This window comes from Nonomuraea sp. NPDC049309 (assembly GCF_043196965.1).
GTDB classification, from domain to species: Bacteria; Actinomycetota; Actinomycetes; order Streptosporangiales; family Streptosporangiaceae; genus Nonomuraea; species Nonomuraea fastidiosa.
Map to the genome: position 1 here is coordinate 156,692 of NZ_JBICSH010000007.1, position 15,645 is coordinate 172,336.

Here is a 15,645-nt window from a genome sequence, read left to right on the forward strand (position 1 = left end):
GCATCCCGATGTCCGGGGATGCGGCCTCTGCGTGATCGGCTTCCAGTCCGTCCGCCGGCGCGCCGTCCTAGCTGACGTGCGGGATGCGCTTCTCGTACCAGTCGATGGAGCCGGAGTTGCCGTCAGGCCCGAACGTGCCGTCGTAGCGGAAGAAGCTGTCGGGCGGCAGCGTGAACCGCACGATCTTGTCCCCGGGCCGGTCGTCCTTATAGAGGATGTCGCCCCGGGTGGCGTTCCTGTAGTCCGTGACAAGGAAGGTGAGCGTCTCACCGTCTGGAACGTCGAGGCAGATCTCGTACGTGGTCTCGTACCCGTTTCCGTGCCACGTGGTGTTGTCGAGCCCCTTCTTCACCGTGCCGGCGGGCACGGCGAGATCCTTCCAGACGTAGTCCCAGTCGCTGCGGACGGCCTCGCAGTCGATCGACGGCGATGTGGCCGCCGAGGCGGGGCCACCGGCGGCCAGTGCGGTGCCGAGCACGCCCGCGGCAATGAGGGCGGAAAGAGTGCGCTTCATGTCTCCCCTTAGATGAGCGCTGACACAATGCCCTTACAAGAGCGACATCCAACCTGTTGGTTGAAGGCTCAACTAATGATGCACCGGTCTCCGCTCTTGATCAAGCCCGGACAAAGAAAGTTCCATTCGGTCGCCTGCCGTTGACCGTCACGTTCATCGCGCGGTCACCCGGGACCGGGAGACACCCGCACGGCGCACGGCAGGACATGGTGGAGGCGCGCAGGCCCGCCGAGCCGCCCCGCACATGCAGGGCGAACGGGAGCCCGCCCCGGCACCGGCAGAGATGAGTTCAAGCCCGCACCACGCAACACAAAGAGGCCGCGTCCCGGCCGATGGACGCGGCCCCTTCGCGATCAGTTGCCGGCCCGTCGGCCGACCCGCCGGATCAGGGGATGTGCGGGGTGAGCTTCTCGTACCAGCGGTAGTGGCCCTTCTGGCCTTCAGGCCCGGTCAGCGTGCCGTCGTACCGGAACCAGCTGTTGGGCGGCATCGTGAACCGGACGATCTTGTCCCCGGGCCGGTCGTCGGTGAGGAGGACCTGCTCCCGGGTCTCCTTTCTGAGGTCCCTGAGAACGAGGTGGAGCGTCTCACCGTCCGGGACATCGAGGCAGATCTCGTACGTGGTCTCGTAACCGTTCGCCTGCCAAAGGTAGTTGGTGATCGCCTTCTTCTCGAAGTTGTTGCTCTGGGAAAGCTCCAAAGCGTAGTCCCAGTCACTGTGCAGGGACTCGCAGTCGATCGACGACGTGGCCGCCGCGGCGGGGCCGCCGGCGGCCAGTGCGGTGCCGAGCACGCCCGCGGCGATGAGGACGGAAAGAGTGCGCTTCATGTCTCCCCTTAGGTGAGCGCCATGCATGAGTGATGACTCAGGCCCTTACAGAACGACAACCAGTTGTTGGTTGAAGGCTCAATCAATCTCGCATCGATCTTTGCCCTTGATCAAGTGGGGTCTCGTTCGGCCACCTTGCGTTCACCGCCGCGTCACCTGTCCACGTCGTGCGGGGACAGGTTCAGGGCGCGTCAGGAGCGCGGGGTGGGACAGGGTCGCGTCGCCCGGGACGGCGCCCGCAGGGCGGGCGAGGGTTCCGGGGACGCGTGCCCGCCGCGCGAGCGGGCACGGCGGATCCGCCGCCGCAGAAGGCGGCCCGTGGTGCGTACGCCGGGGCACGAGCGCGCCGGGCACCCAGCCGATGTCACCGGAAGTGCCGGCGTAGCCGAGGCGCGCGCAGTCCGGCCGGCACGGCCTCGCGAGAGCCGCCCAGGACGGCGGCACGCTCGGCTGAGCGCGGCGACGACGGACACGCGGATACCCGTCGGGAAGGATCCGTGCGGCCGGGTCGCCGAAGAAGCGCAGGTCCTTCGTGGACAGCCCGGCCGTGCGGGCCGGCTCGGCGGCGATGTCCGCCGGCCCGGTCTCGTCGCGCTCGGCCATGGCGGCGGCTCTAGGCAGGGCTCAGCGGGCAGGCCACGCGCCGCCACCGGAAAACGGAGACAAGGCGACCCGGCAGGACCGGGGGCCTGGGCGCCCGAGGAAGGCGAAGAGGGCGTGGATGACCGGCACAGCGCCGGAGGGCACACCGGTCAATACGTCAATACCTAGAGCCCCGTGCCCCTGGCCCACCCGGCCGACGGTCCCCGGGTTGACCACACACAGGAGCCACACCGGTCAACACCCGGAGCGCCGCGCCGCCGGCCAACCCCCTCACAGGACGCTCCCCAGGTCCGGGGGCATCGCGGGATCACCGCATCGGCGGGCAGCGGGTGGGATGAACCACCGGCGGAAGGCGTGCGCCGGCAGGCGCCACAAGGCGAGGAGCCGCGGGGGTCAGAAGGGGGTGTCGTCGGAGGAGGGCTGGTCGGAGCGGCGGGCCATGGCGGCGGCGAGCTTGACGCGGGCCCCCTGGAGCCACTCCTCGCAGACGGCCGCCAGCTTCTCCCCGCGCTCCCACAGCTCGATCGACTGTTCCAGGGTCAGCCCGCCGGTCTCCAGCCGCCGCACGACCTCGGTCAGCTCTTCGCGCGCCTGCTCGTAGGAGAGTTTCCTCTCGCCCGCGGGCTCCTTCTCGTCTGCCACGGATCCCAGCCTAGACGCGTCAGCCCACCGGCCGCTGCTGCAGGCGGGCGGCGAGGTCGGCGAGTTCTGCCCAGTCGGCGGTACCGGTGATGACGAGGGTGACGTCGGGCAGGATGCGGATCAGCGAGCGCTGGTTCTTGTCCGCGCGGTAGCGCTGCTCCCAGGTGACGCCGCCGACCTGCTGGGTGCCGACGGACTTGTCGCTGTTGGCCATGCGGCTGGCGAACCCGGCGGCGGGCTGCTCGTTGCTCTGGACGAACATGGCGTGCTCGCGCTTGGCGGTGGCGTAGCCGAGGTAGAGCACCTTCGCGCCGTTCTCGCCGTCGGCGATCCTGTTGCTGTTGGGCACCCAGCCGGGCGGGTCCTCCTTGGGGGCCCACACGCCGTACGGGACGCTGTGGCCGAAGTTGGCGACGGTGATGGAGTAGTCGCGCCGCGGGATGTGCTCGTCACGGCTTTGCGGGGTGACCAGCAGGAAGAGCCCGGCCCCCGCGAGGCAGATGAAGAGGGCTACCGCGTAGCCGTAGAAACCTTGGGTGAACCGTCGCACACCTGGCGAGGTTACCCGCTGGAGTGGCCGGTCGACGAAGCGGCCGGGCGGATGCCGCCGATGATGGCGAGGACGTCGTCGGCGAGTCGCGGGTCGCCGGTGCGTACGACCTCGGAGACGGCCGCCGCGAGCGCGCCGGTGATCACGATGACGAGCGCGTGGTCGTCCTCGAAGAGCGTGGCGTTGCGCTGCGCCCACTGCCGGAGCCGGTCGCGCATGAGGACGTCGAATCCGGGCGGCCCGTCGCCGCGCAGGAACAGCGCGGCGAGCTCGCGCTCTTCGAGGCAGCCGTCGAGGTACGCGCGGGCGGCGCGGACGAACACGCCCATGGGGTCGCTCTCGCCGGCGGCGCGGGCCGCGCGGGCGGCCTCCTTGGTGCGCTGGGCCTGCCGGGTCTGGAACTCCTCCCACAGCGTGAGGTAGAGGTCGGCCTTGCCGGAGAAGTGGTGGTAGAGGCTGCCGACGCTGGCCTCGGCCCTGGCCACCACGTCGGTCACCCCGGCCTCGGCGAACCCTTTGGAGACGAACACCTCCCGGGCGGCGGCGAGCAGCGAGCTGCGGGTGGCCGCACCGCGCTCGGACACGCGCGGCTGAAGGGCGACGGCGTCGGCGTCGCTGGTCACTTCGCTCATTTGGGATCTCCTCCACGGCGGGGCGCCACGCACCATGGTGGAGTCGAGATCCCCGGCGCGCACGGCGTATGGCACAAATTCCGCGCTCCGATTGCAGATTATCCCCCTCCGACCGGGAATAGACCGGCAACTACGATCGAGGGAGACGTCCCACGAGGAGGCCAGCCATCATGTCCGACCAGACTTCCGTGCCGCCGGCGCTCGCCACCAGCGAGCACGCCCCTGATCGCAACCTGGCTCTGGAGCTCGTACGCGTGACCGAGGCGGCCGCGATGGCGGCGGCCCGCTGGGTGGGCAGGGGCGACAAGAACGGCGCGGACGGCGCCGCCGTGAACGCCATGCGCCAGCTCATCAACACGGTCTCCATGAACGGCGTGGTCGTCATCGGCGAGGGCGAGAAGGACCACGCGCCGATGCTCTTCAACGGCGAGCACGTCGGCGACGGCAGCGGCCCCGACTGCGACGTGGCGGTGGACCCGATCGACGGCACCCGGCTGACCGCGCTGGGCATGCCGGACGCGGTGTCGGTGATCGCGGTGAGCGAGCGCGGCTCGATGTACGACCCGTCGGCCGTCTTCTACATGGAGAAGCTGGTCACCGGGCCGGAGGCGGCCGACGTGGTGGACATCGAGGCCCCGGTCGCGGAGAACATCAACGCGGTGGCCAGGGCCAAGCACTGCTCGCCGTCCGACGTGACCGTGGTCGTGCTCGACCGGCCCCGCCACGAGCGGCTGGTCAAGGAGATCAGGGAGGCGGGCGCGCGGATCAAGTTCATCACCGACGGCGACGTCGCCGGCGCGATCATGGCGGCCCGCCAGGGCACGGGCATCGACCTGATGCTGGGCATCGGCGGCACGCCGGAGGGCATCGTGGCGGCGTGCGCGCTCAAGTGCCTGGGCGGCGTCATCCAGGGCAAGCTGTGGCCGCGCGACGACGCCGAGCGTTCCCGGGCCATCGACGCGGGCCACGACCTCGACCAGGTGCTCACCACGAACGACCTGGTGAAGTCCGACGACGTGTTCTTCGCCGCGACGGGCATCACGCAGGGCGAGCTGATGAAGGGCGTACGGTTCCGCGCCGGCTCGGCGGTGACGGAGTCGCTGGTGATGCGCGGGCGGTCCGGCACGATCAGGAAGATCGAGAGCGAGCATCAGCTCTGGAAGCTGCGGGCGTACAGCGCCATCAACTTCGACACGGCGGGCTGAGGCCCGCGCGCGTGGACGCACACGTGCACAGGGACCGCGTCACCGGCGGCGCTTGCGGCGCGGCGGCTCCTTGACCTTGATCTCGCCCGCGAAGTTCGTGGTGCGCACCTCGACGACGGGCGCGCCGGGCTCGGTGGGCTGCTTGGTCAGCCGTACGGTCTTGTCCTTGGCGACCCTGATCACCTCGAGCCCTTCGGGCACGTGGATCTCCAGCCCGCCGAAGACGAGGGTGGCGTTGATGATGATCCGGCGGTTCTGCAGGATCGCGTCGCGGAAGTCGAGCTTGGTGGTGCCGAACATGGCGGTCACGTCGACCTCGGCGGGCACCACCCAGCGTCCGCCGCGCTTTTCCTGCTTGAAGATGGCGGAGACGGGGCGGCCGTCGAGGTTGAGCGGCTGCTGGTCGGCGGGCAGCAGGTCGGCGGTGAGCTTGGCCAGCTCGCCGAGCGTGCGGGAGGAGTAGAGCACGCTGAGACGTTCCTCCAGCTCGTCGAGTTGGAGCCGGCCGTCGGCGTGGGCGTCCTGAAGCACTTGCGCGATGCGCTCGCGGTCGGCGTCGGACGCGCGCAGCTCGTGTGGCTGCGGCAGGTCGCTCCGGGTCTGCGGCTTGCGGGCGGACACGAACTCCTCGGCCAGCCGCTCCCCGACTTCCTGAAGTTTCGGCAACCACGATCCCGCGCGTTCGTTCACATCTCCGACGATATCCGGCGGCCGCCCTGATCGCTCGTCCTCGGCGGTGAGGTGTCCGATGAGCTCGGCGAACGGCCGCGTGCCGGGCGTGTTCCGCTTTCTCCGGCGTTTCGTCACGTGATGTATCCGGCGTTTCTTCGGAATCCAGGCGCCCCTTGTGGTCGTTGATCCGGCAAAAGGGAGGCTTGTGTGCATCGACCTGCGCGGTGGGGACTCGGCGCGGCAGTCGCCGGCATAGCGGTGATCGTGTGGCTGGACCTCTCCAGCCTGGACGAGATGGATCCGTTCCGCAGGACCATCAGCGAGCACGGGCTGGGGCCGGACGGCTGGGTGTTCGGCCTCGGCGTGGGGCTGCTCGCGGCGGGGTCGATCGCCATCGGTGTGTCGCTGGCCAGGAGGCGGCTGGCCGGGGTGCTCGGCACCATCGCGTTGATGGGCTGGAGCCTGGGGCTGTTCGTGACGGCCTGGTTCGAAAAGCACGACTGGTCGGTGGGGCCGAGCCTGAGCGGCAGCATTCACCGGGCGGGCAGCTTCGTGGCCTTCCTGTGCCTGCCGCTGGCCGCCGTGCTCATCGCCCGGCCGTGGCACCGGCACCGGTCGCGGGCGACGCTGGTGGCGTTCGGCTTCGGGGTGTGCTCGGTGCTGTGGGTGGCAGGCATCGCCTCGATGATGTTCTACGCCTCGGCCGAGGGGCTGCCGTGGTATCGCGTCATGCCGCTGGGGCTGGTGGAACGCGGGCTCGCGGCCACGGAGGTGGCGGCGCTGCTGGCGCTCGGCGTGTGGGCGGCGGCCCGGCCGATCGACGTGGCCGAACCTGGACGCGGAGCGGCCGGGGCGGTGATGGAGACGTCCACGTAACCGTGGCGATCTCGTGCTGGTGCCGGACGGAGACGGCGGGCTAACCTGACCCAGCCTCACGTTTGAAACCCCCCTTCAGGAGGCCGCTGTGCCGTCCTCACGTGATCGCCAGGCCCGTATCGCCACCTATGTCGTCTACGGCGTCCAGGGCCTGTCCTTCGCCTCGCTCCTCATCCAGGTCGCCGCGCTGCAGTCCGAACACGATCTCGACGAGGGCGGCCTGACGTTGCTGCTGCTGGTCGTGCCGGTGTTCGCGGGCGCGGGCAGCGTGGCGGCGGGCGCGTTCGCCGCCCGCTGGGGCAGCAGGCCGCTGCTGCGCATCGCCCAGCCTGCCGTGGCCGCCGCCGTGGTGCTGGCCGGGCTGGCCCCGAACGTTCCCCTGCTGCTGCCGGTGCTGCTGCTGTTCGGCGTGGCCGTGGGCGCGGTGGACGCGGGCATGAACATGCAGGGCGTGGCCGTCGAACGCCGCTACGGCATGCAGGTGCTGAACGGCTTCCACTGCGTGTGGAGCGCGCTCAGCATGCTCGGCGCGCTGTGGGCGTCGGCGGCCGCCGATCTGCCGCTGCCGGTCATCATGGCCGTCCCCATGGTGCTCGCGGTGGCCGGCTCGCTCTACGCGGGGCGGCACCTGTGCTCTCCCGAGGAGGAGAAGGCCGCGCCGCAGGCGGAGACCTTCGCGGGGCGCCTCCCGTGGCGGCCGATCATCCCGCTCTGCCTGGCCATGGGCTTCCTGTACGTCGGCGACGCCGCCGTCTCCAACTTCAACACCGTGTTCATGAAGGACGTGCTGGAGGCGGGGCCCCGGGTGATCCCGCTGGCCTACGTCGCGTACCAGGCGACCACGCTGGCCGTCCGCCTCGGTGGCGACCTGGCCGTGCGCCGCTACGGTCCGGCCGCCATCGTGCGGATCGGCGGCGTGATCGCCACGGCCGGGTTCCTCGGCGTCGTGCTCGCGCCGAACCAGCCGCTCGCCATCGTCGCGTTCGGCCTGACCGGGGTGGGACTGTCGGTGGTCGCGCCGCAGTCGTTCTCGGCGGCGGGCCGGCTCGACCCCGCGGGCACCGGCGTGGCCATCGCCAGGGTGAACCTCTTCAACTACGTCGGGTTCATCGCGGGCGCGGCCCTGGTGGGCGGGATCGCGGACGCCGCCGACATGCGGGTGGCGTTCGCGGCGCCGCTGGTGCTGGCGGCGGCGATCATCGCGCTCGCGCCCGGCTTCGAGCCGAAACGCGCCCCCGCCACCACCTGACGGCGCCGGGCCGCGCTCCCGCCCAGCGCTCCCGGCGGTCGCCCCGGCCGGCCTGCAAGACCCCGCGTCCCGGCCGGGGCTGTAAGGCCCGGGGTCAGCGGCGGACCTCCGCCACCTCCACCGGGCGGCCCTCGCGCAGCGACAGGTCGGCGGCCTCGGCGACGTACAGGGCCTCGAGCGCGTCCTCGATCGTGCACGGGCTGGACTCGCCGGTGAGGAACGCGTCGATCTCGGCGCGGTAGGCGGCCTCGAAGCGGGTGACGAAGTCCGGCCAGGGCTCGGCGCCGGCCTCGGGCTGCTCGGTGGAGTGCAGCGGGGCGCGCGGGCCGAGGCCGACGGCCTGCGTGCGGCGGGTGCCGGCCAGCTCCATCCGCACGTCGTACCCGCCGCCGTTGTAGCGCGAGCCCTGCAGTGTGACGAGCGTGCCGTCGTCGAGGGTGAGCAGCGCGGCGCTGTTGTCCACGTCGCCGGCCTCGGCGAAGAACGCGGCGCCGCGGTTGGCCCCGCGCGCGTAGACCGAGACCACCTCCCTGCCGGTGACCCAGCGCAATATGTCGAAGTCGTGGATGTGGCAGTCGCGGAAGATCCCGCCGGACGCCGGCAGGTACTCGGCGGGCGGCGGCGCGGGGTCGGCGGTGACCATGTGGACGCGGTGCAGCTCCCCCAGCTCCCCGGCGCGCAACGCGGCGGCCGCGGCCACGTAACCGGGGTCGAATCGCCGCTGGAACCCGATCTGCACCCGGTTGTCCCCGCGCGACTCCAGCACCTTGACGGTCTCGGCGACCGTGCCCGCCACCGGTTTCTCGCAGAAGGCGGGGATGCCGCGCTCGCAGGCCGCGATGATCAGCTCGGCGTGGGTGCCCGTCGGCGTGGCGATGACGACGGCGTCCGCCTCGAAGGGGTCGCCCGGCCTGCCGTACGGGGACGTGCGTACGGGATCGGCCACGATCAGCTCGTCGACCAGCGGGTGCGCGGCGAGCGTGGCGGCGTGGAAGGCGCCGATCCTTCCCAGACCCAGCAAACCCACACGCATGGCGTCCTCCCCCTCTCACTGGAATCAGATTCTCTTTCTAGGCACGCCTCTCTCCCTCAGTCAAGGTTTGTCCAGACATTCTGACCTTCAAGCCTCGTACGGCCGCCTCCGCCTTGTGCGCGGGCAGCCGCGCGAACCCCATGACCACGGCCGCCGGCCCCGGCGTCCGCCGCATCGGGCCCACCGCCTCGGCCAGCAGGCCCAGCTCGGCGGCGGCCCGCACCGTGCGCTGCTCGTCCCAGCCGTCCGGCAGCTCCAGGTAGACGTGCAGCCCGGCCTCGATGCCGCGCACGCGCGCCCCGGGCAGCTCGGCCGCCAGCGCGCTCACCAGGGCGTCGCGGCGGCGGCGGTACTCCCTGCGCATGCGCCGCAGGTGCTTGTCGTAGGCGCCGGTACGCAGGAAGTGCGCGAGCGCGTACTGGTCGATGACCGGCGAGCCGAGGTCCAGCTCGCCGCGCGCCCTGCGGATCGCCTCGGCCAGACCGGGCGGCGCGGCCACCCAGCCGAGGCGCAGACCGGGGGCGAGCGCCTTGCTCACGCTGCCGCACAGGACCACCCGGTCGGGCGCGAGGCCCTGGAGGCAGCCGACGGGGTCGCGGTCGAAGCGGAACTCGGCGTCGTAGTCGTCCTCCAGCACCAGCCGGCGCCCCGCGTACGCCCACTCCATGAGCGCGGCCCGGCGCGCCGGCGACAGCACCACCCCGGTCGGGAACTGGTGCGCCGGCGTGACCAGCACGGCGTCTCCGCCCGCGCGGCGCACGTCGAGTCCCTCCTCGTCCACCGGCACCGGCAGCACGCGCGCGCCCGCCCGCTTGATGAGCGGCACCTGGCGGTGGCTCGTCGGGTCCTCGACGGCCAGCCGCAGCGGGCGGCCGGTGATGCGGCCGGCCATGACATGAAGGGCCAGGCTCAGGCCCTGGGCCACGCCGCTCACGACGATGAGGTTCTCGGGGCGCACGTCGGCCGCCCTGACCCTCCTGAGGTAGCCGGCCAGCTCTTCGCGCAGCTCGGGCACGCCGCCGGGGTCCCCGTAATCGAGGGCGTCCGAGGGTACGGTGGTCAGGACGTGCCTGACGGCCGCCAGCCAGCGTTCACGGGGGAAATGGCTGAGGTCGGGGGAAGTGGGGCGATGGCCGTGATAGGGAACGTGACCGGCGACGGCGCTCGCCGTCCCGCCGCGCACCGGCTGCGGGCCGGGCGGCGCGGCGGCGCGCTGCGGGGTGTTCGCCGGCGTCACCTGGGTGCCGGCGCCGACCTTGGAGACCAGGAAACCCTCGGCGACGAGCTGCTCGTACGCCTCCACCACCACACCTCTGGAGACCTGGAGGTCGGCGGCGAGATCGCGGGTGGCGGGCAGGCGGGTGCCGGGCTCGAGCCGCCCGCCGCGGATGGAGTCGCGCAGCTCAGCGGCGATCTGCCCGGCGATGCCGCCCTTCGCGCGGTCTATACGAATGTGCAGATCGGCCATGACGGTCCCGTGATTGGTCCGGATTTCCGGGTCGGTGTTGGACTGCTTTCCCGAACCATTGTCTCCCTAGCATCGCTCGCATGAGAAGAAACGGCATCCTCGGCGCCGCCGCGGCCATGTTCCTCGTCGGAACGCTGGCCGGGGTCGCGGGACTGATCGGCGCCTACCCCGTCTACGGCGGCCAGGCCGTCCGGTATCTCGTCGCGTCCGCCGTCCTGCTCTCCATCACCCGGGCGCTCGGCCTGCGGTTCGTCCGGATGACCCGGCGCGAGGTGCTCTGCCTGGCCGGGCTCACGCTGCTCGGCCTGGTCTTCTTCAACGTCTGCGTCATCGAGTCCACCCGCGCCTCCGGCCCCGCCCTCGTCGGCACCGTGCTCGGCACCGTGCCGCTCGCGCTCGCGCTGGCCGGCGGCCGGCCCGCGCCCCGGCTGCTGTTCGGCGCCGCCGTCGTGGTGACCGGCGCGACACTGGCCACCGGGCTCGGCAGCGGCACCACCGAGAGCCTGCTGTGGGCGCTCGGCGCGCTCGTCGGCGAGGTCAGCTTCTCCCTGCTCGCCATCCCGCTGCTGCCGCGCCTCGGGCCGATCCGGGTCTCGGCGTACTCGACCGCGCTGGCCGTGCCCATGCTGGCCCTGGTCGGCTGGGTGGCCGAGGGCCCCGCCATGCTGCGCACGCCCACCCTGCCCGAGGCGCTCGGGCTCGGCTACCTCGCGATCGTGGTGACGGTGATCGCGTTCTTCCTGTGGTACCGCTCGCTGCCCAAGCTGGGCCCCGGGCGGGCCGGGCTGTTCGCCGGGCTCATCCCGGTGGCGGCGATCGTCACGGGCGCGGTGCTCGGCATCGCCACGCCCACCGCGTACGACCTGGCCGGCGCCGGTCTCGTCGTCACCGGCATCCTCGTGGGCCTGAGCTCGGCACGCGCCGGCGGCCAGGAACCCGCCGTCCAGCCCTCTGAGGCGTAAAGCCGCCCAGAGCTGCGTAGAGCCATTCCCAGGCCGGCTTCAAGGGCGCGTAATCTCTTGGAGCGACCGAAAGGATGGACATGGGCGAGTTCGACTACACCGACCTGCTTCCGCTTGGAGCCGACGACACCGAATACCGGTTGATCACTTCGGAGGGGGTGCGGAAGGTCGAAGCGGCCGGGCGGACGTTCCTCGAAGTCGATCCTGAGGCGCTGCGGCTGCTGACCGAGACCGCCGTTCACGACATCTCCCACTTCCTGCGCGCCTCGCACCTCGCCCAGCTCAGGAAGATCATCGATGACCCCGAGTCCAGCGGCAACGACCGCTTCGTCGCCCTCGACCTGCTGAAGAACGCCTCCATCTCGGCCGGCGGCGTGCTGCCGATGTGCCAGGACACCGGCACCGCCATCGTCATGGGCAAGCGCGGCCGCCACGTGCTGACCGACGGGCGCGACGCCGAGCACATCTCGCGCGGCGTGTACGACGCCTACACCAAGCTCAACCTGCGCTACTCCCAGATGGCCCCGCTGACCATGTGGGAGGAGAAGAACACCGGCAACAACCTGCCCGCCCAGATCGAGCTCTACGCCGAGGACCCCCACGGGCACCCCGACGAGTACAAACTGCTGTTCATGGCCAAGGGCGGCGGCTCGGCCAACAAGTCGTTCCTGTACCAGGAGACCAAGGCCGTGCTCAACGAGAAGCGCATGATGGCCTTCCTGGAGGAGAAGATCAGGTCGCTCGGCACGGCCGCCTGCCCGCCGTACCACCTGGCCGTCGTCGTGGGCGGCACCTCCGCCGAGTACGCGCTCAAGACCGCCAAGTACGCAAGCGCCCGCTACCTCGACTCCATCCCCACCGAGGGCTCCACCTCCGGCCACGGCTTCCGCGACCTGGAGATGGAGGCCAAGGTCTTCGAGCTGACGCAGAAGCTCGGCATCGGCGCGCAGTTCGGCGGCAAGTACTTCTGCCACGACGTCCGCGTCATCCGCCTGCCCCGCCACGGCGCGTCCTGCCCGGTGGCCATCGCCGTCTCCTGCTCGGCCGACCGCCAGGCGCTCGCCAAGATCACGCCCGAGGGCGTCTTCCTGGAGCAGCTGGAGACCGACCCGGCCCGCTTCCTGCCCGACACCACCGACGAGCAGCTCTCCGACGACGTCGTGCGCATCGACCTCAACCGGCCGATGCCCGAGATCCTGGCCGAGCTGTCGAAGTACCCGGTCAAGACCCGCCTGTCGCTCACCGGCCCGCTCGTCGTGGCGCGCGACATCGCCCACGCCAAGATCGCCGAGCTGCTGGACAACGGCGGCGAGATGCCGCAGTACATGAAGGACCACGCGGTCTACTACGCCGGCCCCGCCAAGACGCCCGAGGGGTACGCGTCCGGCTCGTTCGGGCCGACCACGGCCGGGCGCATGGACTCCTACGTCGATCGCTTCCAGGCGGCCGGCGGCTCCATGGTGATGCTGGCCAAGGGCAACCGCTCCAAGCAGGTCACCGAGGCCTGCAAGAAGTACGGCGGCTTCTACCTCGGCTCCATCGGCGGCCCCGCGGCCCGGCTGGCGCAGGACTGCATCAAGAAGGTCGAGCTGCTGGAGTATCCGGAGCTGGGCATGGAGGCGGTGTGGAAGATCGAGGTGGTCGACTTCCCCGCGTTCATCGTCGTGGACGACAAGGGCGGGGACTTCTTCGCCGACACGACCGGCCCGCTGCTGACCATCGGCCGCCGCTGAGACGCGTACCGACGTCGCCGAGGCCCGGGTGCCGGGCTTCTGAGGCCCGCGTGCCGGACTCGCCGCTGGGGGCTCGCCCCCGGCGGCGGGGCGGTCAGGCGGCGATGCCGAACGGCGCGGGATAGGCGATCGTGCCCGACGGCACCGGCCCCGACCCGAACGGCAGGGCCATCATCGCCTCGTCAGGCACGTCGAACGGCGCCCGGATGCCGTAGATGGAGGCTCGGACGAAACCGAAGCGCGGATAGTAGGACGGGTGCCCGAGAACGAGCACCAGCCGCTCGCCGAGCGCGCGGGCGGCGTCGAGCGCGGCGTTGATGGCCGCGGTGCCGACGCCTCGCCGCTGGTAGGCGGGCAGCACGGAGCAGGGTGCGAGTGCGAGCGCCGGCGTGTCGCCGACGTGGCAGCGGGTGAGCAGCGCGTGGCCGACGACCGTGCCGTCGTGCTCGGTCACGATCGACAGGCCGGGTATCCACGCGGCGTCTTCGCGCAGCGCGTCGACCAGGTCGGCCTCAAGCGCGGTCGGGAACGCGGCGAGCAGGACCTCACGGATCGCCCGTGCGTCGCGCTCCTCCTCAGGCCTGGTGACCCAGGCGTCGCTCATGCGGCGACCGGCGCGCGGTGCGGAGCGACGACGCTGCCGTCGGGAAGCAGCAGGCCGGTGTCCTCGAACAGCACGACACCGTTGCAGAGCAGGCTCCAGCCCTGATCGGGGTGGGCCGCGATGACGTGGGCCCGCTCACGGTCGGGCGAGTCGGCACTCGGGCAAGGCGGGTAGTGACTGCACATCGCGCACCTCTCAGATAGCGCTCCTGATCGTTATCTTCATGATCTCCGTCAGCGGGCTGCAGGCAAGTGGTCAGTAGGGCAGGCGGCGGCCCGACGGCGTGCGAAGGTCGAGAGCGGCGACCCTGACCGGCTTCCTCGGCCGGCGGCGAACCTGGCTCTGTCGCATCTTCATCACGTCCTTCACGGTGTGCCCGCGTGTCCGCGGTGGGCGGGACCTCGGCCTGCGCCTTCAGTCTGACGATGGGTACCGACACTTCCCCGCGAGTACGCCTGGGCACTTCGCCGGGTTCCTACACCTTGACCATGCCCCCGTCCTCTTACGGCACTCTTTCACGTTGCCGACGGCGCCCCGTGGTCCATGCCGACCAGCCTGCCGTACGGCGGAAACCCCCTACCAGGCATCATGCACAACCGTTCGCCCGCACGCTGTGCCGATCGACACATCCGGCGTACAAGCTGGGCAAACTCCGATCCGGCCAAGCCTCAAGAGCGACCCCGATGACGACGAACGGGAGGTGATCGCGTACGCTGGGCTACCGGAGGCAGGCCGCGGGGCCGCCGGGCCCTCCGGTTGCTGATGTGACCAGGGGGTTTGCTGACGCGACGAGTCATGCGGGTTGACTGAAGTTCGCAACAATTAATCGGCCCTGCCTCTACTGGTCGGTTTACACAAATAGGTAAGCTGCCTGCCATGCGTGCGCCTTCCGGTTACCTCCTCGCCGCGCGCTATCGGCTTCTTGAGCCGGTTGGTCGTGGCGGCATGGGCACCGTTTGGCGGGCACACGACGAGCTGCTCGACCGGGACGTGGCGGTCAAGGAAGTGCGCCTGCCCAAGGTGCTCGACGAGGAGCTGCGCGCCGAGTTGTGCGCCCGCACCGAGCGCGAGGGCCGGGCCACCGCGATGGTCGCGCACCCGTCCGTCATCACCGTCTTCGACGTCGTCACCGAGGACGACCGGCCGTGGATCGTGATGGAGCTGCTCCACGCCAGGTCGCTGGAGCAGATCATCCAGGAGGAGGGGCCGCTCGAGCCGCGCAGGGTCGCCGAGATCGGCCGGCAGATCCTCGGCGCACTGCGCGCCGTGCACGCCAAGGGCATCCTGCACCGCGACGTCAAGCCGAGCAACGTGCTGGTGACCGAGGACCGCGCGGTCCTCACCGACTTCGGGCTGGCCGCACTCGAAGGTGACGTCTCCATCACCCAGGCGGGCATCGTCTTGGGGTCCGCCGGTTACATCGCCCCCGAGCGGGTGCTCGGCTCGAAGGCCAGCCCCGCCGCCGACCTGTGGTCGCTCGGGGCGACCCTCTACACCGCCGTCGAGGGCCGGGGCCTGAGCGGCAGGCGTACGGCCGCCGCCACGCTGGCCGCGCTCACCAGCGGCGAGCCGATCCCGATGCCGAAGGCGGGGCCGCTCGCGCCCGTGCTCGACGCGCTGCTGCGGATCGACCCGGCCACCAGGCTCGACTCCGTGCGCGCCTCGCTGATGCTCGCCAGGGTGGCCGCGGGCGGCTCGGCCGAGGAGCCGCTGCCGCGCGCCAAGTCGCCGCACAAGTCGGCGGGCAAATCAGCGGGCAAATCAGCGGGCAAGGCACAGGGCAAGTCCCAGGGCGGCAGGATTCCGGCGTCCCTTCCCCAGCCCCCTTTCGTACGCAGGCCCTCGCACCGGGGGCTGCACCGCGCCGACCCGCCCGCGGCGCCGTTCTCCGTGCCCTCGCCGAGGCTCGATCGTAAAAGCAGCGAAGGCGTCCACCGAAGGCGCGTCGAACAGCGGCCTCAGCCGTCGTCTTATGCCCGTTTCAAAGCGACGGTGATAAAGTTGTTCCTTCCTCGGCGGTTCTGGCCAAGAGAACTTCGCAAGCGAGGGTAAAGCACTTCCCAAGCGAGAATC

16 protein-coding genes are annotated in these 15,645 nt (G+C 71.1%); 6 read left to right on the forward strand and 10 right to left on the reverse strand.

Annotation, left to right across the window (positions count from 1 at the left end; translation table 11 throughout):
* Window positions 1-67: 67 nt before the first annotated feature.
* From ACGFIM_RS35070 to ACGFIM_RS35090, 5 genes are all read right to left on the reverse strand, one after another.
* Window positions 68-514: a hypothetical protein gene (locus ACGFIM_RS35070; protein WP_393209661.1), complete on the reverse strand. Its 447-nt coding sequence runs from the start codon at window positions 512-514 to the stop codon at window positions 68-70.
* Window positions 515-899: 385 nt separating this feature from the next.
* Window positions 900-1,343, reverse strand: coding sequence for a hypothetical protein (locus ACGFIM_RS35075; RefSeq protein ID WP_393209664.1), 444 nt, complete (start codon window positions 1,341-1,343; stop codon window positions 900-902).
* A 996-nt stretch (window positions 1,344-2,339) separates the two neighbouring features.
* Window positions 2,340-2,588: an exodeoxyribonuclease VII small subunit gene (locus tag ACGFIM_RS35080; RefSeq protein ID WP_393209667.1), complete on the reverse strand. Its 249-nt coding sequence runs from the start codon at window positions 2,586-2,588 to the stop codon at window positions 2,340-2,342.
* 19 nt (window positions 2,589-2,607) lie between these two features.
* A complete protein-coding gene (locus ACGFIM_RS35085; protein WP_393209670.1) occupies window positions 2,608-3,138 on the reverse strand; it encodes a DUF4245 domain-containing protein in 531 nt (176 codons plus the stop codon).
* Window positions 3,139-3,149: 11 nt separating this feature from the next.
* The gene (locus tag ACGFIM_RS35090; RefSeq protein ID WP_393209673.1) at window positions 3,150-3,770 is read right to left on the reverse strand and encodes a TetR/AcrR family transcriptional regulator; all 621 of its coding nucleotides are present in this window, start codon (window positions 3,768-3,770) and stop codon (window positions 3,150-3,152) included.
* A gap of 170 nt (window positions 3,771-3,940) precedes the next feature.
* On the opposite strand from ACGFIM_RS35090, the gene glpX reads away from it, so the two are divergent.
* Entirely contained in the window at window positions 3,941-4,975 is a 1,035-nt protein-coding gene (gene glpX / locus ACGFIM_RS35095) for a class II fructose-bisphosphatase (RefSeq protein ID WP_393209676.1), read from the forward strand.
* Window positions 4,976-5,014: 39 nt separating this feature from the next.
* Here the strand turns inward: glpX and ACGFIM_RS35100 are convergent, their stop codons facing one another.
* A complete protein-coding gene (locus ACGFIM_RS35100; protein WP_393209679.1) occupies window positions 5,015-5,665 on the reverse strand; it encodes a DUF1707 domain-containing protein in 651 nt (216 codons plus the stop codon).
* Between the two features lie 189 nt (window positions 5,666-5,854).
* Here ACGFIM_RS35100 and ACGFIM_RS35105 point away from each other — a divergent pair, with 189 nt between their 5' ends.
* Together ACGFIM_RS35105 and ACGFIM_RS35110 are read left to right on the forward strand one after the other, a co-directional pair.
* Complete coding sequence (locus ACGFIM_RS35105; protein WP_393209682.1) at window positions 5,855-6,523, forward strand: DUF998 domain-containing protein; 669 nt, start codon at window positions 5,855-5,857, stop codon at window positions 6,521-6,523.
* A gap of 88 nt (window positions 6,524-6,611) precedes the next feature.
* Window positions 6,612-7,772 carry an MFS transporter gene (locus tag ACGFIM_RS35110; RefSeq protein WP_393209685.1) on the forward strand — a complete coding sequence of 387 codons (1,161 nt, stop codon included), beginning with the start codon at window positions 6,612-6,614 and terminating at the stop codon, window positions 7,770-7,772.
* 94 nt (window positions 7,773-7,866) lie between these two features.
* On the opposite strand, the gene ACGFIM_RS35115 is transcribed toward ACGFIM_RS35110, so the two are convergent.
* Entirely contained in the window at window positions 7,867-8,805 is a 939-nt protein-coding gene (locus tag ACGFIM_RS35115; RefSeq protein ID WP_393209687.1) for a Gfo/Idh/MocA family oxidoreductase, read from the reverse strand.
* A 37-nt stretch (window positions 8,806-8,842) separates the two neighbouring features.
* Window positions 8,843-10,273: a PLP-dependent aminotransferase family protein gene (locus tag ACGFIM_RS35120; protein WP_393209690.1), complete on the reverse strand. Its 1,431-nt coding sequence runs from the start codon at window positions 10,271-10,273 to the stop codon at window positions 8,843-8,845.
* An 80-nt stretch (window positions 10,274-10,353) separates the two neighbouring features.
* On the opposite strand from ACGFIM_RS35120, the gene ACGFIM_RS35125 reads away from it, so the two are divergent.
* Complete coding sequence (locus ACGFIM_RS35125) at window positions 10,354-11,235, forward strand: DMT family transporter (protein ID WP_393209693.1); 882 nt, start codon at window positions 10,354-10,356, stop codon at window positions 11,233-11,235.
* An 80-nt stretch (window positions 11,236-11,315) separates the two neighbouring features.
* Entirely contained in the window at window positions 11,316-12,968 is a 1,653-nt protein-coding gene (locus ACGFIM_RS35130; RefSeq protein ID WP_393209696.1) for a fumarate hydratase, read from the forward strand.
* Window positions 12,969-13,062: 94 nt separating this feature from the next.
* Here the strand turns inward: ACGFIM_RS35130 and ACGFIM_RS35135 are convergent, their stop codons facing one another.
* Both ACGFIM_RS35135 and ACGFIM_RS35140 read right to left on the reverse strand, forming a co-directional pair.
* Window positions 13,063-13,572, reverse strand: a complete 510-nt coding sequence (locus tag ACGFIM_RS35135; RefSeq protein WP_393209699.1) for a GNAT family N-acetyltransferase — start codon at window positions 13,570-13,572, stop codon at window positions 13,063-13,065.
* On the reverse strand, window positions 13,569-13,757 hold the full coding sequence (locus ACGFIM_RS35140) for a DUF5999 family protein (protein ID WP_393209702.1): 189 nt from the start codon (window positions 13,755-13,757) through the stop codon (window positions 13,569-13,571). Before ACGFIM_RS35140 ends, ACGFIM_RS35135 begins: the two co-directional genes overlap by 4 nt.
* Before the next feature lie 760 nt (window positions 13,758-14,517).
* On the opposite strand from ACGFIM_RS35140, the gene ACGFIM_RS35145 reads away from it, so the two are divergent.
* A complete protein-coding gene (locus tag ACGFIM_RS35145) occupies window positions 14,518-15,624 on the forward strand; it encodes a serine/threonine-protein kinase (RefSeq protein ID WP_393209705.1) in 1,107 nt (368 codons plus the stop codon).
* The last annotated feature ends 21 nt before the right edge of the window (window positions 15,625-15,645 follow it).